Consider the following 18,310-nt stretch of genomic DNA (forward strand, 5'->3'; position numbering starts at 1 on the left):
GGCGGCGCCGCCGGCCGGCGCGCGGCGGCCGCCTGGTCGCCAGCGGCCTCGCCGGGCGGGCGCCGCCGCGGACGGCGTGAAGCGGCGCGCCCCACGCGGGCGCGCGCACCCACGTCCGTCCGAACCGAATCCGAGGAGCACTCCTTGCATCGCACGATCACGCTGGCGGCGCTCGCCGCCGGCACCACGCTGCTGTCGCTGCCCGTCGCGGCCCAGGCCCACGTCACCGTCAACCCGCGCGCGCTGCCGGCGCAGAGCTACCAGGTGCTGGCGGTGCGCGTCCCGAACGAGGACGACCGCGCCGCCACGACGAAGGTCAGACTGTCGTTCCCGGCCGGCTTCCAGTCGGTCTCCTACGAGGCGCAGGCCGGCTGGAAGGCGACGGTCGTCCGCCGCAGACTGGCGAGACCGCTGCAGACCGACGACGGCCCCGTCACGAGCGAGGTCGCCGCGATCACCTGGAGCGGCAGCCGCAGAGGGCTGGGGCGGATCGCGCCCGGCCAGTTCCGCGAGTTCCGCATCTCCGTGAAGCTGCCCGGCAAGGGCGGCGACACGCTCGCGTTCCCGGCGCTGCAGACCTACTCGAACGGGACCGTCGTCAGCTGGACCGGCGCGGCCGACGCCGACAAGCCCGCCCCGACGCTGAGACTGACGGCCGCCGAGAGCGCGCACGGCTCCCGTGCGAGCGCGCGCGCCGCGCACGCCGGCGTCGTCTCGCGCACGCCCGGCCCCGGCGCCCGCGCGGGCAACGTCAAGCGCGTCGCGATCACCTTCGCGGAGCGCCTGATCACCGGCAAGATCGACGTCTACAAGGGCGGAAAGCGGGTCGCGCCGGCCTCGAGCGGGCCGAGCGGGGCGACCGTCGCGGCGCGCTTCAGCCGCAAGCTGGCGGCGGGCAGCTACACCGTCAAGTGGCGCGCCGTTGCGCCAGACGGACACGTGCAGAGCGGCTCCTGGAGCTTCCGCGCGAAGTGACGCTGGTCACAGAGGGCGCCGGCCCGGCGCCCTCTTGATCATTTCCTAAGGTCGCACCTAGATGATCGATCGCGGTTACCATCGCCCTTGGACGTCGCATGGCGCGTCCACGGGGCGAGGGTCGGAACGATCATCAATTCTGGGTACGGGGCTCGGCCCCGTTGCTGCAACAGGAGAACGAGGAACGACGCGATGGCGGACACAGGCGGCACGAGAAGAGAGAGACGCGCAGCAGCTCGCGCCGAACGGCAGGCGGCCGAGAAGGCGGCTGCCGCGAAGGCGAGACAGCGCACACGCCTGTTCCAGCTCGGCGGAGCGCTCGCGCTCGCCGTGGCGGTCGTGGTCGTGATCCTGATCGCGACGAGCGGCGGCGACGACGGCCCGACGAAGAAGGCGGGCGAGTCGGTCGCGGGCGCCACCGACACGGCGGCGCTGCTCGCCGGGATTTCGCAGAGAGGCGCCGAGCTCGGCGACCCGAGAGCGCCGGTGACGATGATCGAGTTCGGCGACCTGCAGTGCCCGTACTGCAAGGACGCCTCCGACCAGATACTCCCGTCGGTGATCGAGAACTACGTCAGAGACGGCAGAGTCAAGCTGATCTTCCGTGACGTCGCCTTCCTCGGCGACGACTCGATCCGCGCGGCGCAGATGGCCGGCGCGGCTGGTCTGCAGAACAAGCTGTGGGACTACGTCCACCTCTTCTACCTCAACCAGGGCACCGAGAACACGGGCTACGTGACCGACGACTTCCTCAGAGAGATCGGTTCCGGCGTGAGAGGGCTGAACGTCGACAGAGCGTTCGCCGAGCGCGCCGATCCGCAGGTCGACAGAGCGCTCCAGGATGCGAGAGAGGAGTGGACGGGGTACGGCTTCCAGGGCACCCCGTCGTTCGTCGTCGGACCGACCGGCGGCACGCTCGAGCCGGTCAGCACCGACAACGGCCTCAACTACGAGGCGCTGAAGGGCCCGATCGACAGAGCGATCGCCGCAGCTCAGGAGAGATGAGCCGATGAGCGACCGAGCGCTGCAGCGGACGATGCTGGTCCTGACCCTGATCGGGATCGGGATCGCCGGCTACCTGACCTACATCCACTACCGCGGGTTCAACCCGATCTGCGCGGTGGGTCACGGCTGCGAGAGAGTGCAGAACTCTGAGTGGGCGAAGCTGGCCGGAGTGCCGGTGCCGCTGCTCGGTCTGATCGGCTACGTCGGGATCTTCGTGTCGCTGTTCTTCCGCGGCGAGCTGGCACGGATGGCGACCGCCGGCATGACGATCCTCGGCTTCGCCTTCTCGATGTACCTGACGTACCGCGAGATATTCACGATCGAAGCGATCTGCCAGTGGTGCGTCGGCAGCGCGATCGTGATGACGCTGCTCGCGATCTTCGCGACGCTGCGCGTGCTGCGCGCGGACGACGATGAGGCGTACGCTTCGGACCTTGCGGTCGAGCCGGAGCACGAGCCTGTCTGAACGCCGAGGCGGTCCCGCGCACAGCGCGCGGGCCTGTCTCGCGGTCGTCGCGGCGCTGCTCCTGACGGGGGCGGCGCTGCCGGCGGCCGCGCAGGCGCACGGCCTCGTCGGCCGCACCGACCTGCCGATCCCGCAGTGGCTGTTCGCGTGGGTCGCAGCGGTCGTGCTGATCGTCTCGTTCGCCGCGCTCAGCCTGCTGTGGCCGCAGCCGCGGCTGGAGCGGGCGCAGGCACGGCGGCGGCTGCAGGTGCCGCTCCCGCTGCGCGCGCTCGCAGGCGCGCTCGGGATCGCCTGCTTCGCGCTGGTGCTGTACGCCGGCTTCGCCGGCACCGAGGTCGCGACCGCGAACCTCGCGCCGACCGCGATCTACGTGCTCGTGTGGGTAGGCGTCCCGGTCGTCTCGGTCGTGCTCGGCGACGTCTGGCGCGCCGTCGACCCGTGGTACGCGCTCGCGCGCGGCGGCGCCTGGCTGGCGCGGCTGGCGCGCGGCGGCAGACCGCTGCGCGCGCCGCTGACGTATCCGCAGCGGCTCGGGCGCTGGCCGGCGGTCGTGACGATCGCCGCCTTCGCCTGGCTGGAGCTGGCCTACCTCGACCGCGACGTGCCCTCGACGCTGGCCGGACTGGCGCTCGCCTACGCGCTGATCCAGCTGGTCGGGATGGGCCTGTTCGGGATCGAGCGCTGGCGCTCGCGCGCCGACGGCTTCGCGGTCCTGTTCGAGCTCTTCAGCCGGATCGCGCCGCTGGAGCTGCGCGACGGCGCGATCGCGACGCGGCCGCTGCTGTCGGGGCTGCCGAAGCTCGACGCGACCGTCCCCGGCACGATCGCGCTGACCGCCGTGATGATCGGCACGACGACCTTCGACGGCGCCTCCAACGGCGAGCTGTGGTCGTCGATCGCGAGACCGCTCAACGATCTCTTCGGCGACGTCGGCTTCGGCACGACCGTCGCGACCGAGCTGACCTCGACGGTCGGCCTGCTCGGCGCGATCGTCGCGGTCGGCCTCTTCTACCGGATGGGCGTCGCCGGGATGCGCACCGTCGGCGGCGACCACACGACCGGCGAGCTGGCGCAGAAGTTCGCCCACACGCTCGTGCCGATCGCCTTCGGCTACCTGCTCGCGCACTACTTCTCGCTGCTCGTCTTCCAGGGCCAGTCGCTCGCCTACCTCGCCTCCGACCCGCTCGGCGACGGCAGCGACCTGTTCGGCACGGCGAACGCGACGGTCGACTACACGATCCTGTCGGCGGCGTCGATCTGGTACGTCCAGGTGGCCGCGCTCGTCGCCGGCCACGTCGCCGGCCTGATGCTCGCGCACGACCGCGCGCTGACGCTCTACCGCGACGCGCGCGAGGCGGTCCGCTCGCAGTACTGGATGCTGGTCGTGATGGTCGGCTTCACCTGCCTCGGCCTGTGGCTGCTGTCGGCGGTCGGGACATGAGCCGCGGCGTCGCGCTCGTGGCGCTGCTGTGCGCCCTGCTGGCCGGCTGCGGCGGCTCCTCCGGCGACGGCGGCGGGACCGCGACCGGCTCGGCCGACGGCCGCTTCGCCGCTGCCGACTCGCTGCCGGAGGGCCTGGCAGGCAGAGCCGCGCCGGCGATCGCGCTGACCGACGCCGGCAGTGGCAGAACGCTCGACACCGCCACGCTCAGAGGGACGCCGTACCTCGTCACCTTCCTCTACACCAACTGCCCCGACGTCTGCCCGCTGATCGGGCAGGAGATCCGCCAGTCGCTGGAGCAGCTCGGCGGCCAGCGCAGAGAGGTCGCGGTCGTCGCCGTCAGCGTCGACCCGCGCGGCGACACGCGCGAAGCGGTGCAGGTGTGGCTCAGACGTCAGCGCCAGCCGGCCCAGTTCCACTACCTGATCGGCTCCGAACAGCAGCTGGAGCCGGTCTGGAGAGCGTTCTACGCGGCGCCGCAGATCGCCGGCCGGCCCGACAGCGCCCACACGGCCGTGATCTGGCTGGTCGACGGCGACGGCAGGCTGGCGGGCAAGATCTCAGCCGGCCTGTCGTTCGAGCCGGCCGATCTCACGGCCGACCTCAGAACGCTGCTGTCCGAGCGGGACGGCCGCTGAAGCCGCCCGCCGCGCGGGCACGTAGCATGGGGCCCGTCTGACGTTCACTGCCGCCGGAGGTTTCCCCCGAATGCCCGAGTTGCTGCTCCCCCGCCTGAAGCAGGAGATAGAAGCGCGCCTGGCGGAGCTGCGACCGCTGATCGCCGAGATCGAGCAGCTGGAGGCCGCGAAGGCCGCCCTGCTCGCACGCGGTGAGCTGCCGGCGGCGCCGGTCGCCGCCGCCCCGGCACGGAGGAGAGCCGCCAGACGGGCGCCGCGCGCGACGGAGCCGGCGCTGGCGCCGGCGGCCGCGAAGGGCGAGGGCGAGCGGGCGCCGCGCGGCGCCAACCGTGACGCGATCCTGGCGCTCGTCGAGGAGCGGCCCGGCGTCTCGGTCGCGGAGATCGCCTCGGTCACGAAGATCGCCAAGCCGACGGTCGCGACGACCGTCTCCAAGCTCAAGCGCGAGGGCGTGCTCGCGGACGAGGCCGGCGGCGTCAAGCTCGCCTCGCGTCAGGCGATGACGCTCTCCGGCGCGGCTCCTGCCGCCGAGGACGAGCCGGCCGCCGAGGCGATCGCGGAGGCCGCCGAGCCGGCCGCGGAGAAGCCGGCGGCGGCGAAGAGAAAGCCGCGTCGCCGCGGTGGCAGAAAGGCGCCCAAGCGCGACGACGGCGCCAGCGACGCCGAGTGGGATGCCGCAGCGCCGGCGTCCGCCGACGGCGGCGAATAGCGCAGGCGGGCGGGCGCCGTGCGCGAGATCGCGATCCAGGGCTACATGATCCGGCTCGGCCAGCTGATGAAGCTGGCCGACCTGGTCGAGGTCGGCGCGGACGCCAAGCTGCTGCTGGAGGAAGGGCTCGTGACGGTCAACGGCGAGCTGGAGCAGCGGCGCGGCCGCCAGCTCCATCCGGGCGACGTCGTGACCGTCGACGGCGAGTCCGTCAGAGTCGCGTAGCTCCCGCAAACGCGGGGTTTTCGCAGGCAGCACACCATGCGGACGGAAAGCTCGGTACCATGGTCAGCCAACTTTGCGAAGGGACGGCGCCTGTTGCATCGCGGCGGGCGTCTTTCCATGACTACCTGAAGGAGATTGCGTGGGGCGTTACACCGGCCCGGTCGAGAAGCTCTCACGACGCGAGGGCGTCGACCTTTGTCTGAAGGGCGAGCGTCGGCTGAATGGCAAGAGCGCCCTCGAGCGGCGTGGACCGCAGCCGCCCGGCCAGCACGGCAACGCGCGTCGTCGTAGAGAGTCCGTCTACGCCGAGCAGCTGCGCGAGAAGCAGAAGGCGAAGCGCTACTACGGCGTGCGCGAGAAGCAGTTCCGCCGCTACGTCGCGGCCGCCACGAAGAAGCGCGAGGGCGTCGTCGGCGAGCAGCTCCTGCAGCTGCTGGAGCAGCGGCTCGACAACGTCGTCTACCGCCTCGGTCTCGCTTCGACCCGTCCGCAGGCGCGCCAGTTCGTCTCGCACGGTCACGTCTTCGTCAACGGCGCCCGCTGCGACATCGCGTCGCGTCAGGTCAAGCCCGGCGACGTCGTGATGATCAAGCCGGAGGCCGCGGTCCGCCCGGTCGCGACGGCCGCGACGGACCAGATGGGCCGCGTCGGCGCGTGGCTCGAGGCCGACTTCGACTCGCTCGCCGGCAAGGTCCTGCGCCTGCCGGTCCGCAACGAGATCGACACGCCGGTCGCCGAGCAGCTCATAGTCGAGTTCTACAGCCGCGTCTGACGATGGGGGACGGGCTCGTCCCGTTCCGCGTCCTGTCGGACGATGCCGAGGTCGCGCACGGCCCGTTGGCCGTCGCCCTCGGCGCTGAGTTCGAATCGCTGCGCGCGGCGTCGCTCGACGCCGCGCTCGCGCCGCTCGTCGCCGAGCTGGCGCCGCATGCCGCCGCCGACCCGGCAGCCCAGCTGCTGGCGGCGGAGACGGCCTTCTCGCAGCATCTGCGCACCGAGGCGCGCGAGCATCGCGACCTCGGCGTCGGCGATCTGCTGCCGCATCAGGTCGCCGAGCGCGGTCGCGGCCACGAGCTGGCCGTGATGCTGGTCGCGCTGGAAGCCGCGCGCCGCGCCGGCATCGAGCTGGGGATCGTCGCCTGCGAGGAGGCGATCTACATCGCCCATCCGCAGCTCGACGCGCCGGTCCTGCTGGCAGCCGAGCCGGAGCAGCCGTGGGCGCTCGTCGACGCGCGCGAGCTGGCCGAGCAGGAGCTGGAATGGCAGTGCGCGCACGAGGCGGTCGCGCTGCTGCTGGGCCTGATCCTCGAGCGCACGCACGAGACCGGCCACCTCGCGCACGAGCTGCTCGCGGCCGAGCTGTGGCTGGCGCTGCCGCTCGACGACGACGAGCAGGAGCGGGCGCAGACGAGACTCGCCTCGGTGCGAGCGCGGCTCAACTGACGCGCCCGGTGCGCCGCGCCGGCCGGGCGCGGGCGCTCAGAGCGCCGTGCCGAGAGCGTGGCCGAGCGCCACGCCGGCAAAGCCGAGCACGAGCGAGCCGGCGACGTTGAAGGCGGCGGTGCGCAGGTGGCCCGTCCGCTCCAGCCGCACGCTGTCGGCCATCCACGTCGAGAAGGTCGTGTAGCCGCCCAGCAGCGCCGTGCCGGCCAGCAGCCGCAGATCGTCGCTCGGCGCCAGTCCGGCCAGCAGCCCGAGCAGCAGCGCGCCGGTCAGATTGACGGTCAGCGTCCCCAGCGGCAGCCTCATCGCGCGCGGGCGGCGCGCGTCGACCGTCGCCGCCAGCGCCACGCGCGCGACCGCACCGGCGCCGCCCAGCAACGGCACGCCGAGCCAGACCGCGACGCCGCTCACCCCGCCGCCTCCAGCGGCGGACGCCAGCGCTCGACCAGCCGCATCGCCAGCAGCGCCAGCGCCAGTCCGCCGGCGAGGCTCGCCGCCGCGTAGCCGGCCGCGGTCGCGACCTGGCCGCCGTCGATCAGGTCGAACAACTCCAGCTGCAGCGTCGAGAAGGTCGACAGGCCACCGCAGAAGCCGGGGCCGTAGAGCGCCATCCGCCGCTCGGAGTGCGTGTGCCCGGCGTAGCGGGCGACGAGCGCGCCGAGCACGAAGGCGGCGACGAGGTTGACCGTCAGCGTCCCCCACGGCCAGTGGCCGGGCGCCGGCGCCAGCACCTCCTCCACCCCCGCCCGTGCGAGCGAGCCGACGGCGCCGCCGCAGAAGACGGCGAGGAGGATCGGCGGGGCCGGGCGCATCGGGAGAGCTTGGCACGGGCGGCCGATCGCGCGGGTCGTTGCCGCGATAATGCGGCGATGGAGCTGCGTCAGCTGCGCTACTTCTCGGCGGTCGCCCGCCACGGCACCTTCACGCGCGCCGCCGAAGAGCTGCACGTGACCCAGTCGGCGTTGTCGCAGCAGGTCAAGCGGCTGGAGGAGCAGCTCGGCGTCGAGCTGCTGCAGCGCACGGCCGGCGGCGCGACCGTCACCTCCGCCGGCGCCGACCTGCTCGCGCGCGCCGACGCGATCCTCGCCGAGGCGGCGCGCGCCCGCGCCGACATGGACGCCCACGCCGGGCTGCTGCGCGGCGTCGTGCGGGTCGCCGCCGACGCCGCCGCGGCGCTCGCGCTGCCGGCGGCGCTGGCGAGCTTCCACCGCGCACACGGCGGGATCCGCATCGGCCTGCGGCAGACGGCGGCGACCGAGGCCGGCGGGCTGCTGCGGACCGGCGCCGTCGATCTCGCGGTCGCCTCGCTGCCGGCGGCGGCGGTGCCCGACGGGATCCGCGCCGACGCGCTCGCCGACGAGCCGCTGCACGCGATCGCCGCGCCCGGCGACCCGCTCGCGACCGCCGGCGAGCTGGAGGTGTGGGCGCTGCGCGAGCGGCCGTTCGTGCTGCCCGAGCCCGGCAGCGCGCTGCGCGAGCTGGTCACCGCCGCCTGCGAGCAGGCCGGCTTCGGGCCGGTGCCGCTGTTCGAGCTGGGCGACCCGGCGGCGGTCCGCCAGCTCGTCCACGCCGGCCTCGGCGTCAGCCTCGTGCCGGCCTCGTGGCTGGCGGCGCCGGGTGCGCCGGTCGCGGTCGCACGGCTGGCGCCGCCGGTCCCGCGCCACCGCGCGCTGCTGCTGGCGTCAGCGGCCGGCGCCGCACCGGCGGCGGAGCTGCTGCGGGCCCACCTGACGGCCGCGCTGGGCGCGGTCGCGGCGCCGCCGGCGCAGGCCTCAGAGCACGGCTGACAGCTCGCGCAGCAGGCGCGCTCGCGGCCGCGCGCCGACGAGCTGCAGGACCGGCTCGCCGCCGCGGAAGAGGATGAACGTCGGCATCGACAGGATCGCGTATCTGATCGCCGTCGCCTGGTGGACGTCGCAGTCGAGCGAGACGACGCGGAGGTCGTCGCGGCTGGCGGCGAGGTCGGCCAGCAGCGGTCTCATCGCCCGGCAGGGCGGGCACCACGGCGCCCAGAAGTCGACCAGCACGGGCAGGTCGGACTCGAGCACGTCGGCGACGAAGCGGTCGTCGCCGGTCGCCGGGACGGCGGCGGGGGCTGCGGAGGCGGACATCGAAGGCTCCTTCGGATCGGTTGCGCCCTCGACGATCCCGCGCGACCGCGCCGCCGCCCAGTCGAATCGCTGATGGCGGCGATCAGCCCTGCTGCCGCGACGCCGGCCGCTGGCGCGACAGTCTCAGGATCGCGTCGCAGAGGCGGCCGAGGTGGCGTTCGATCGCGGCGCGCGTCGCGGTGCCGTCGCCGCTGCGCGCGAGCCGCACGATCGTCCCGTGGTCGCGCGTCAGCCAGCGCGTCTGGTCGTTGACGAAGTGGTCGCTGCGCAGCAGCACGTAGCGCTCGGCGCGCGAGCGCAGCTGGCCGGCGATCTCCAGCGCGGTCGGCCGGCCGGCCGGCTCGTAGAGGCGGCGGTGGAAGTCGGCGTCGAGCGCCAGGAAGCGTCTCTCGTCGCCCTCGCCGCGCATCGCCGCGTTCAGCTCCGTCAGCTCGTTCAGATTGCGGCGGGTCAGCATCGGCACGGCCGCCTCGGCGAGATGGCCCTCGATCAGCGCGCGCAGCTCGAACGACTCGGCGATCCCGGCCAGGTCGAAGCCGCGCACGACCGCGCGTCTGTGCGCCGCCGCCTCGATCAGCCCCTCCGCCTCCAGCCGCCTGATCGCCTCGCGCACCGGCACGCGCGAGACGCCGAAGTGCTCGGCCAGCTCGACCTGGTTCAGCTCGGCGCCATCGGCGAGATGGCCGCTGTTGATCGCGGCGCGGAGGGCGTCCGCGACGTGGTCGGAGCTCGTGCGCCGGGATCGGATCGCCGGCGCCGGAACGGGCGGCGAGGCTTCCACGGGGGCGAGCATACGGGGCGCCGATGGCCGCGCGCGCCGGTCCGTATCGTCAGACGCGATGGAAGCCGCTCCCCGCACGCGGCGTGCCGGGGCGGTCGTCGTCACGCTCACGCTCGCCTCGCTCGCCTACGCCGTGATGCAGATGATGGTCGTGCCGGCGCTGCCGGAGATCGAGCGCGACCTCGGCAGCGACGCCGGCGGGGTCGCCTGGCTGATCTCCGCCTTCCTGCTCTCGACCGCCGTCTCGACGCCGGTCCTCGGCCGTCTCGGCGACCTCTTCGGCAAGGAGCGGATGCTCGTCGCGGTGCTCGCCGTCTTCGCCTGCGGCGGGGTCGTCGGGGCGCTCGCGCCGTCGCTGCCGGTGCTGATCGTGGCGCGCGTGATGCAGGGCCTCGGCGGGGCGATCTTCCCGCTCTCGTTCGCGATCGCGCGCGACACGCTGCCGTCGGAGCGGCTCGCGCCGACGCTCGGGCTGATCTCCGGCAGCTTCGGCGTCGGCGGCGCGGCCGGCCTCGTCGCCAGCGGCCCGATCGTCGACCACGTCTCCTGGCACGGGATCTTCTGGCTCGGGATCGCGATGCCGCTGGTCGCGATCGTCTGCGTGCGGCTGTTCGTGCCGCCGTCGCCGCCGCGCGAGCGGGTCGAGGTCGACTGGGTCGGCGCGCTGCTGCTGGCCGGCGGCCTGCTGCCGCCGCTGCTGGCCGTCTCGCGCGCCCGCGCCTGGGGCTGGGGCGCGCCGGGAACGCTCGCGCTGCTGGCCGGCGGCGCGATCGTGCTGGCGCTGTGGGCGCGCTGGGAGCTGCGGCGGCGGGCGCCGCTGATCGACGTGCGGCTGCTGCGCGTGCGCGCCGTCGCGACCGTCAACGCCGTCGCGCTGTGCGTCGGCTTCGGCATGTACGCGACCAGCTACCTGGTGCCGCAGCTGGTGCAGGCCGACCCGGCCGTCGCCGGGTTCGGCTTCGACGCGAGCGTCACGCAGGCGGCCTTCTACCTGCTGCCGGCGATGCTCGCCGGCCTCGTCTGCGGGCCGCTCGCCGGCAGCCTCTGCCAGCGGATCGGCGGGCGCCTGCCGATGGCCTTCGGCGTCGCGATGCTGGCGCTCGGGCTGGCGCTGCTCGGCTTCGTCCACGACGAGCGCTGGCAGGTCTATCTCGGCACGCTGCTGGCGTACGGGATCGGCCTCACGTTCGCGCTGACGGCGATGGCGCAGCTGATCCTGACCGCCGTCCCGCAGGCGCAGACGGGCGAGGCGACCGGCATCAACACGATGCTGCGGACGGTCGGCGGCGCGCTCGGCAGCCAGGTCGTCGCGACGCTCGTGCTCGGCTCCAGCACCCGCCCGACCGACGACGGCTTCCTGATCGCCTTCGCGGCCTGCGCCGCGGTCGCCCTCGTCGCGCTGGCGTTCTGCCTGCTGGTGCCGCGGCCCGCGCGCCGCTAGTGCGTGTGCGCGTGGCCGTGGGCGGCCTCGTGCTCGACCTCGGCGCGCGGGGTGTGCAGCGCCAGCAGGGCGGCGACGGCGGTCGTGCCGGGGACGGCGGCGATCAGGCCGATCGAGCCGACGAGCGTCGCGACGACCTGCTCGGCGACCAGCTCGAGGTTGAGCGCGTCGCCGGCGCTCAGGGCGCCCGAGGCGAAGATCAGCAGCACCGGCAGCGAGGAGCCGGCGTAGGCGAGCACGAGCGTGTTGACGGTCGCGGCGACGTGGTCCTTGCCGACGTCCATCGCGCCGTGGAAGAGCTGGCGGAAGCCCATCTCCGGGTTGGCGGCGCGGAGCGCGAAGACGGTTGACGACTGGCTCACCGTGACGTCGTCGAGCACGCCCAGCGCGCCGATGATCATGCCCGCGATCAGCAGGCCCTGGAGCGAGACGGTCGGGTCGGCGAGGCGCAGCGCGAACGACTCCTCGCCGGAGAGGCCGGTCAGCCGCGTCCAGTGCGTGAACAGCAGTGCCAGCAGCGCGGTCAGCAGAAGGCTGACGATCGTCCCCAGCATCGCCGCCAGCGATTTCGGCCCGCGTCCGTGCGCGAGGAAGATCGCTGCCATCCCGATCGCCAGCGAGCCTGAGATCGCGACCGCGACCGGCGAGCTGCCGTCGAGGATCGCCGGGATGATGTAGACGAGCACGACCGCGAGGCTGACCGCCAGGCCGAGCAGCGACAGCGCCCCGCGCAGCCGTGACAGCAGCAGCACCATCAGCGCGAAGATCACGAACAGCACGATCAGCGCGGGGCCGCGCTGGAAGTCGACGAGCGTGTAGGTGGCCTGGTTGGCCTCCTCGTAGCCCGGGATCTCCTCCGCCTGCGCGACGCGCAGCTTGTCGCCGACGTGGACCGGCGGGTCGACGCCGTTCGCGTTCCACTGGATCACGCCTCTTCTGCCGGCGTCGTCGCCGCCGTCCAGCTCGATCAGCACGCGCACGCAGCGGTCGCTGACGGTCGCGCCGCACGGTCTGTCGTCGATCCCGGTGACGGTCGCCTTGTCGCTCGGCTGGACGACCTCGGAGAACGTGTCGCCGACGTGCGTCGGCCACAGCAGCACCATCGTGACGACGGTCCCGAGCGCGACGAGGACGATGAAAGCGCGCGCGGCGCCGAGGAGCGAGAGACGGGCGATCCGAGCATTGAAGCAGCGCCGGCTGAGAACGGGTTCAAGCGGCCTGCTCGCAACATCGCGCCGGCACGCCCGTTCCAGAGGGCATGAGCAACGCCGGGGGATGGACGGCGCTGGCGGGAGCGGTCGTCGCGCTGGCAGGCGGCGCGACGACCGCGCAGGGGGCGGCTGCTGCCGCGAGCGCGCGGCAGCCCGCGCTCGCCGCCGGCGTCGCCAGCGACGGGACGCGCTTCCGGCTGGAGGGGCGGATGCTGACGGTGCGCGCGCCGCGGCCGCTGACGCCGCGCAGATGGAGCAGACCACGCGTGCCGATCTGGTTCCGCTGCGGCGAGGGGGCGCTGGTCGAAGTCGGCGTCGCGCACTGGCTCGGCGTCGCCTCTCGCACGATCCGGGTGCCGCGCGGCGCGCGCGTCGTCCGTGCCCGCCTCGATCGCGACGTCGCCCGCCGCGCGAACCGCTGCGAGTGGTCCGCGGGGGACTTCTGGGGCGAGTACCGCGAGGGCCGCGCGCGGCTGAGCCTGCGGCGCGGCCGGCCGGTCGGCTGCGAGCCGGCGCCGCGTGAGGATGTGGTCGTTCGCAGCAGCGAGCTGCTGCTGACCGGCTTCGGCGACGAGGACTGGTACGGGTACCGCTCCTGCGTGCGGCCGGACGGTCCGTTCCGCGACTTCGGCTTCAGCGAGGACTCCGGCGGGGGAGGCGGCTCGGCGGACTTCATCAGCAGATTCGCCGTCCACGGCACCTGGGTCGCCTGGGTCCGGCGCTTCGTGCCGCACTCGACCGAGTACTCGTCCGGGCGGGCCTGGCTCTACGCGCGCGACCTGGCGGCGGGTGACGGCCGGCCCGGTCCGCTGCAAGAGCTGGAGGCGCCGCCGGCGGACGGGGTCGACGAGCTCACCTTCAGCGACGACGGCAGCGCGGTCGTATGGCGCGCGGGCGACATCGTCAGAACGGTCCTGTTGCCTGCCGAGCAGCGCGCCGCCTTCAGGCGATTCTCAGCCTGACACGACACCATCGGGCGAATACGAGAAGCTATATGTCAACCGTCCGGGCGCAACTCCGTTGCGCCCGCTGTGTTGGCAGTGCCGGATGAGACGACATCCGAACCGTATTCCCCCGAGCTGGAGCACGATTTGAGCGGCAACACCGCGGCGCGTGCCGCGTTGGACGTGTAGGGATGGCGCGGCGACTGACTCGACGCGGCGTTCTGAAGACCGGTGCGGCTGGTGCCGCGGCGGTCGGCTTGTCCGCGTGCGGCGACGAATACGCAGAGACCTCGCAGCGCTCCAGCGATGCGCCGAACGTGATCCTGATCGTCACGGACTCGACCCGGGCCGACTACGTCGGCGCCTACAACGCTGCCTCGCGCGCGAGAACGCCGAACCTCGACGCGCTCTTCAAGCGCTCGCTGAAGTTCCAGTACGCGGTCCCCGAGGCGATGCCGACCGGGCTCGTGCGGCGCACGCTGCTGACCGGCATGCGCAGCTTCCCCAACCGCGACTGGGTGCTGTCGCCGCCGATGCCGAGCGAGGTCGGCTGGACCCGCCCGCTGCCGTACCAGCCGCTCCTCACCGAGGAGCTGGGCAAGGCCGGCATCGAGACCGCCTACGTGACCGACAACCCGTTCATCGTCGGCCCGCGCTACACCGACTTCCGCCGCACGCTCGACATCGGCCGCCCCGACTTCTCGCAGGGCGCCTACCGCGACTTCAACACGCCCTTCAGACGCCCGGCGCCGCGCTCGGCGATCGAGAAGTACCTGCTGCCCGCGCTCTCCGACACGGTCGAGGTGCGCCGCCTGCAGGACTACGTCGGCTGGAACTCGATGTACCGCGTCGGCGAGAAGAACTACTCGGCCGCGCGCGTGATGCGCGGCGGCATGGACGCGCTCGACGAGCTGAAGAACAAGCAGCCGTTCTTCCTCGGCGTCGACTCGTTCGACCCGCACGAGCCGTTCGACGCCCCGCCGCTCTACGTCGAGAGAATCGAAGGGCAGCCGAAGGGGATCCAGAAGACGAGAAACATCCTCCCGATCCAGCCCTTCCTGACGCCGGCGTCGAGACTCGACAAGATCGGGATAGACGACGACACGCTGGAGCTGGTGCGGGAGCTGTACGCCGCCGAGCTGACCTTTGTCGACACCTGGATCGGCAAGCTGCTGAACAAGGTCAACGACCTCGGGCTCGCCGACAACACGATCGTCTATTACCTCAGCGACCACGGGCTGACGCTCGGCGAGCACGGGATCATCGGCAAGTCGACCCCGCGCCCGTACAGCGAGATCCACCACGTGCCGTACATGATCCACCACCCCGAGGGCCGGCTGGCGGGCAAGACGAGCAGATATTTCGCCTCCACGCACGACGTCGCCCGCACGATCCTGTCGTTTCAGGGAGTGCGCGCGCCGGGGCTGATGAACGGCGAGGACCTCAGCGTCCTGTTCGACGGCCGCGAGCCGACCGGCCGCCCGTACTTCACCTCCTGCTACCAGGAGACGTGGATCTGCGGCAACTACGAGTGGCTGATGATCTCGACGCCGGACGGCTCCAGAAGAGAGCTGTACGACATGGTCAACGACCCCGGCAACAACAGAGACCTGGCCGGGAGCGGGCCCGCGGCGACCGCCAAGATCAACGAGCTGTGGGACGTGCTGGTGAACGAGGCGGGCGGCACGCTGCCGGTCTTCCACGACCACATCGGCGTGGTGGGCGGCTGATGGCGCGCAACCGAGACGACGAGCAGCGGCGGATCTCGCGCCGCGCGCTCCTGCGCGGCGGCGGCGCGGCCGGCGGCCTGGCGGCCCTCTCCGGCGCCGGCCTGCTCGGCGCCGCGGCAGCGCAGGCGCAGGAGACGAGAGGCGACAGAGAGCGGCCGAACGTCGTCGTGATCTTCGCCGACAGCCTCCGCACCGACTACATCGGCGCCTACGACGACGTCTTCGACGACCGCGACACGAAGACGCCGAACATCGACAAGCTGGCCGACCGCTCGCTCCGCTTCAGATACGCGACGGCCGACGGCCTCGGCGCCGTCCCGGCCCGCCGCGGGCTGCTGACGGGCATGCGCAGCTACCCGTTCCGCGACTGGAGAGCGACCGCCGGGATGCCGGCGGTGCCGGGCTACAACAAGGTCTACGACTTCCAGCCCCTGCTGCTGCAGCTGACCGCCGCCTCCGGCGTCGAGACGCGCTGGGTGACCGACAACCCGACGCTCGACGGCGCCCGCTTCCGCGACGTGATCGTGCGCACCGGCAGACTGCCGCTGTCGAGCGAGTTCGAGCCGACCGAGCGCGACTACCTGCTGCCGCTCGGCGGCCCGATCAGAACGAGACGGGTCGAGCCGACGCAGAAGGCGCTGAAGGCCGGCGAGCTGCAGCTCGAGCAGCTCAGAGGCAACCAGCCGTTCCTGCTCGGGATCGACGCCTTCGACCTCAACGACGCGTTCGAGATGCCGCGCCAGTACGTCGCCGGCTACGGCCCGATCCACAACGACGTCACGCTGCCCGAGAGAGTCAGCTACATCAACTCGATCAAGGTCAGAGCCGACGACGACGTCAAGAACGAGGTGCGCTCCCGCTATGCGCAGGAGGTGCGCGACGTCGACGCCGCGCTCGGGCGCTTCATGCAGAAGCTGTCCGACCTCGGGCTGGCCGACAGAACGGTCGTGATCTTCGTCAGCGACGGCGGCGTCGCGCTCGGCGAGCAGGGCGTCTACGGCAGCCCGTCGGGCGTCTGGCACCGCCGCGTGTACCACGTCCCGCTGCTGCTGAAGGACCCGGCCGGCCGCTGGGCCGGCGACACCAGCTCGTGGTACGTCTCGACCTACGACATCCCGACGACGATCCTCTCCTACCTCGGCATCGTCACGCCGGGCAGAATGGCCGGTGAGGACCTGACGACGCTGCTGGAGGACTTCGACCTGCCGTCGCGGCCGTACTACACGACCGCGATCGACACGCACGTCGTCGTCGGCGACCGCCACTTCCTGCTGATCGGCCGCTCCGACGAGGACCGCTGGCGCCTCTACGAGGCCGAGGACGAGGACGAGCCCGACGACCTGCGGACCGAGACGGTCAAGTCGCCGGACGTGCTCGAGGGCATGAGACGGTGGGCGCTGGCGGCGGCCGGCGGCACGCTGCCGGTCTTCGACGCCGAGAGAGCGGTGCAGCCGCGCGAGCCCGACCCGAAGGACAAGAAGGTCGCCGACGACGGCACGCTCGACTCCGACGAGCAGGAGGCGAACGAGCTCAGATGAGCCGCGTCCGCGAAAACCCCTCGGCCGAGGCGCTCCAGGCGATCAAGTGGAGAGTCTTCGGCGTCATGATGATCGCCTGGTTCATGTCGATGCTCGACATGTCGATCATGAACACGGCGCTGCCGGAGCTGCAGCACGACTTCGAGACGATCCTCCCGACGGCCTCGTGGGTCGTCAACATCTACAACATCGTCTTCGCCGTGCTGCTGGTCGCGACCGGCCGCCTGGCCGACCAGTTCGGCCGCAAGAAGATGTTCATCGCCGGCCTCGTCGTCTTCACCGCCGGCTCGGCGCTGTGCGCCGCCGCGTGGGAGATCGGCTGGCTGATCGGCTTCCGCGCCTTCCAGGCGATCGGCGCCGGCATGATCGCGCCGCTCGGCTTCGCGATGACCGCGCTCGTCTTCCCGCCGAGAGAGCGCGGCAAGGGCCTCGCGATGATCGCCGTCGTGGCGCTCGTCGCCAACGGCCTCGGCCCGGTGATCGGCGGCGGCCTGATCGAGATAGCCAGCTGGCACTGGATCTTCATCATCAATCTGCCGCTCGGCGTGATCGGCGTCGTGCTGGCGTGGCGCTGGTGGCCGGAGACCTACGACCTCAGCGCCAACCGCCGGATCGACTGGTTCGGGATGCTGCTGCTCGGCGCCGCCGTCTCGATGTTCACCTACGGCCTCGTCGAGGTGAACGTCAAGGGCTGGGACGACGCGCAGATCCTCTTCTTCATCCAGCTGTCGATCGTGATGGGGATCGGCTTCGTCTTCTGGCAGCACCGCTCCAGAAACCCGATGATCCCGCCGGCGCTGATGAGAAACAGACAGTTCCTGTCTGCCAACCTGGCGATGCTGATCCTCGGCGCGGGCGCCGTCGGCGGCCTCTTCCTGCTGGCGCAGGTGTTCGTGAACCTGTGGGGCTTCACGCAGCTGGAGGCCGGCCTCTGCCTGCTGCCGATCGGCATCTGCGGCGGTCTCGTGTGGCCGCTGGTCGGGCGTGCGGCCGACAACGCGCCCGCCTACCGGCTGGCGATCCCGGCGCTCGGCTCGCTCGCGCTCGGCCTGACCTGGTTCTCGTTCATGCCGTCGACCTACGAGGGCGTCACCGACTACCTGTTCGTGCTGCCCGGCCTCGTCTTCATCGGCATGGGCATCGGCATCGGCTTCCCGACGCTCAACGTCGGCGCGATGAACGCGGCGATGGGGCCGCAGCTCGGCGTCGCCTCCGGCGTCGTCAACACCTCGCGCCAGCTCGGCTCGGCGCTCGGCATCGCGCTGCTGATCACCGTCTTCACGACGACCTCGGCGTGGCACCTCGACTGGAAGCGCGACCCGATCCACGACAAGGCGTGGGTCTACGCGGTCCCCGACGAGGTCGCCTTCGGCGCGATCAGAAGCGACATAGCCGAGTTCGCGGGCGCGAAGGCGCGCACCGAGACGGCGCCGGTCGGCTACAACCGCTGGCTGCGGCGCGAGGCCGCGGGCGTCGCACGCGACGGCTTCGGCTGGGCCTTCCGGATCGCCGCGCTGCTGCTGCTGTTGATGATCCCGGTCGTGCGGCGGCTGACGCTGACGCCTGCGGAGGCGCGTGCCAACGCGGCCGCGGCCGCGCAGCGGGCGGCGGCAGCGGCGGCGGCCGGCGGCGCCGGCGCGGCGGGGCCGCCC

At 72.5% G+C, this 18,310-nt stretch carries 20 protein-coding genes and 1 pseudogene; 16 read left to right on the top strand and 5 right to left on the bottom strand.

Translation table 11 applies throughout. From position 1 onward, the window contains the following. Positions 1 to 144 precede the first annotated feature (144 nt). The 9 genes from Q7L73_RS27385 (at position 145) to Q7L73_RS27425 (ending at position 6,902) form a co-directional block, all read left to right on the top strand. Positions 145 to 975, top strand: coding sequence for a DUF1775 domain-containing protein (locus Q7L73_RS27385; RefSeq protein ID WP_304695547.1), 831 nt, complete (start codon positions 145 to 147; stop codon positions 973 to 975). A gap of 192 nt (positions 976 to 1,167) precedes the next feature. Further along, a complete protein-coding gene (locus Q7L73_RS27390) occupies positions 1,168 to 1,980 on the top strand; it encodes a thioredoxin domain-containing protein (RefSeq protein WP_304695549.1) in 813 nt (270 codons plus the stop codon). 4 nt (positions 1,981 to 1,984) lie between these two features. Beyond that, positions 1,985 to 2,446: a vitamin K epoxide reductase family protein gene (locus Q7L73_RS27395; protein ID WP_304695551.1), complete on the top strand. Its 462-nt coding sequence runs from the start codon at positions 1,985 to 1,987 to the stop codon at positions 2,444 to 2,446. Further along, positions 2,415 to 3,887: a fenitrothion hydrolase gene (locus Q7L73_RS27400; RefSeq protein WP_304695553.1), complete on the top strand. Its 1,473-nt coding sequence runs from the start codon at positions 2,415 to 2,417 to the stop codon at positions 3,885 to 3,887. The genes Q7L73_RS27395 and Q7L73_RS27400 overlap by 32 nt, the downstream gene beginning before the upstream one ends. Beyond that, positions 3,884 to 4,525 carry an SCO family protein gene (locus Q7L73_RS27405; protein ID WP_304695555.1) on the top strand — a complete coding sequence of 214 codons (642 nt, stop codon included), beginning with the start codon at positions 3,884 to 3,886 and terminating at the stop codon, positions 4,523 to 4,525. Before Q7L73_RS27400 ends, Q7L73_RS27405 begins: the two co-directional genes overlap by 4 nt. Before the next feature lie 70 nt (positions 4,526 to 4,595). Beyond that, positions 4,596 to 5,234 carry a winged helix-turn-helix domain-containing protein gene (locus Q7L73_RS27410; protein ID WP_304695557.1) on the top strand — a complete coding sequence of 213 codons (639 nt, stop codon included), beginning with the start codon at positions 4,596 to 4,598 and terminating at the stop codon, positions 5,232 to 5,234. A gap of 18 nt (positions 5,235 to 5,252) precedes the next feature. Next, positions 5,253 to 5,459, top strand: coding sequence for an RNA-binding S4 domain-containing protein (locus tag Q7L73_RS27415; protein ID WP_304695559.1), 207 nt, complete (start codon positions 5,253 to 5,255; stop codon positions 5,457 to 5,459). Positions 5,460 to 5,598: 139 nt separating this feature from the next. After that, a complete protein-coding gene (rpsD, locus tag Q7L73_RS27420) occupies positions 5,599 to 6,231 on the top strand; it encodes a 30S ribosomal protein S4 (protein ID WP_304695561.1) in 633 nt (210 codons plus the stop codon). Between the two features lie 2 nt (positions 6,232 to 6,233). Beyond that, the gene (locus tag Q7L73_RS27425) at positions 6,234 to 6,902 is read left to right on the top strand and encodes a hypothetical protein (protein ID WP_304695563.1); all 669 of its coding nucleotides are present in this window, start codon (positions 6,234 to 6,236) and stop codon (positions 6,900 to 6,902) included. A 36-nt stretch (positions 6,903 to 6,938) separates the two neighbouring features. Here Q7L73_RS27425 and crcB (Q7L73_RS27430) read toward each other — a convergent pair whose 3' ends face one another. Both crcB (Q7L73_RS27430) and crcB (Q7L73_RS27435) read right to left on the bottom strand, forming a co-directional pair. After that, positions 6,939 to 7,313 (bottom strand): fluoride efflux transporter CrcB, encoded by a 375-nt coding sequence (gene crcB, locus Q7L73_RS27430; RefSeq protein WP_304695565.1) that lies wholly within the window; start codon positions 7,311 to 7,313, stop codon positions 6,939 to 6,941. Continuing rightward, entirely contained in the window at positions 7,310 to 7,714 is a 405-nt protein-coding gene (gene crcB, locus Q7L73_RS27435) for a fluoride efflux transporter CrcB (protein WP_304695567.1), read from the bottom strand. Before crcB (Q7L73_RS27435) ends, crcB (Q7L73_RS27430) begins: the two co-directional genes overlap by 4 nt. A gap of 57 nt (positions 7,715 to 7,771) precedes the next feature. On the opposite strand from crcB (Q7L73_RS27435), the gene Q7L73_RS27440 reads away from it, so the two are divergent. Further along, positions 7,772 to 8,689, top strand: coding sequence for a LysR family transcriptional regulator (locus tag Q7L73_RS27440; RefSeq protein ID WP_304695569.1), 918 nt, complete (start codon positions 7,772 to 7,774; stop codon positions 8,687 to 8,689). On the opposite strand, the gene Q7L73_RS27445 is transcribed toward Q7L73_RS27440, so the two are convergent. Together Q7L73_RS27445 and Q7L73_RS27450 are read right to left on the bottom strand one after the other, a co-directional pair. Beyond that, the gene (locus Q7L73_RS27445) at positions 8,675 to 9,013 is read right to left on the bottom strand and encodes a co-chaperone YbbN (RefSeq protein WP_304695571.1); all 339 of its coding nucleotides are present in this window, start codon (positions 9,011 to 9,013) and stop codon (positions 8,675 to 8,677) included. The two genes, Q7L73_RS27440 and Q7L73_RS27445, sit on opposite strands and share 15 nt — an antisense overlap. A gap of 82 nt (positions 9,014 to 9,095) precedes the next feature. Then, complete coding sequence (locus Q7L73_RS27450; protein ID WP_304695573.1) at positions 9,096 to 9,794, bottom strand: GntR family transcriptional regulator; 699 nt, start codon at positions 9,792 to 9,794, stop codon at positions 9,096 to 9,098. Positions 9,795 to 9,852: 58 nt separating this feature from the next. Between Q7L73_RS27450 and Q7L73_RS27455 the strand changes: the two genes are divergently transcribed. Continuing rightward, positions 9,853 to 11,235, top strand: coding sequence for an MFS transporter (locus Q7L73_RS27455; RefSeq protein ID WP_304695575.1), 1,383 nt, complete (start codon positions 9,853 to 9,855; stop codon positions 11,233 to 11,235). On the opposite strand, the gene Q7L73_RS27460 is transcribed toward Q7L73_RS27455, so the two are convergent. Further along, the gene (locus Q7L73_RS27460; protein ID WP_304695577.1) at positions 11,232 to 12,338 is read right to left on the bottom strand and encodes a YibE/F family protein; all 1,107 of its coding nucleotides are present in this window, start codon (positions 12,336 to 12,338) and stop codon (positions 11,232 to 11,234) included. The genes Q7L73_RS27455 and Q7L73_RS27460 overlap by 4 nt on opposite strands. A 155-nt stretch (positions 12,339 to 12,493) precedes the next feature. Between Q7L73_RS27460 and Q7L73_RS27465 the strand changes: the two genes are divergently transcribed. From Q7L73_RS27465 to Q7L73_RS27480, 5 genes and pseudogenes are all read left to right on the top strand, one after another. After that, positions 12,494 to 13,408 carry a hypothetical protein gene (locus tag Q7L73_RS27465; RefSeq protein WP_304695579.1) on the top strand — a complete coding sequence of 305 codons (915 nt, stop codon included), beginning with the start codon at positions 12,494 to 12,496 and terminating at the stop codon, positions 13,406 to 13,408. A 173-nt stretch (positions 13,409 to 13,581) separates the two neighbouring features. After that, a pseudogene (locus tag Q7L73_RS28810) lies at positions 13,582 to 13,653 on the top strand (twin-arginine translocation signal domain-containing protein); the annotation flags it as partial. 54 nt (positions 13,654 to 13,707) lie between these two features. Further along, positions 13,708 to 15,120, top strand: coding sequence for a sulfatase (locus Q7L73_RS27470; RefSeq protein ID WP_304695581.1), 1,413 nt, complete (start codon positions 13,708 to 13,710; stop codon positions 15,118 to 15,120). Further along, positions 15,120 to 16,658: a sulfatase-like hydrolase/transferase gene (locus Q7L73_RS27475; RefSeq protein ID WP_304695583.1), complete on the top strand. Its 1,539-nt coding sequence runs from the start codon at positions 15,120 to 15,122 to the stop codon at positions 16,656 to 16,658. Before Q7L73_RS27470 ends, Q7L73_RS27475 begins: the two co-directional genes overlap by 1 nt. Then, positions 16,655 to 18,310, top strand: a 1,656-nt coding sequence (locus Q7L73_RS27480; RefSeq protein ID WP_304715758.1) for a DHA2 family efflux MFS transporter permease subunit, incomplete at its 3' end; no start/stop codon positions are given. The genes Q7L73_RS27475 and Q7L73_RS27480, both read left to right, overlap by 4 nt.

The organism is Conexibacter sp. CPCC 205762, assembly GCF_030646155.1.
Lineage (GTDB): Bacteria > Actinomycetota > Thermoleophilia > Solirubrobacterales > Solirubrobacteraceae > Conexibacter.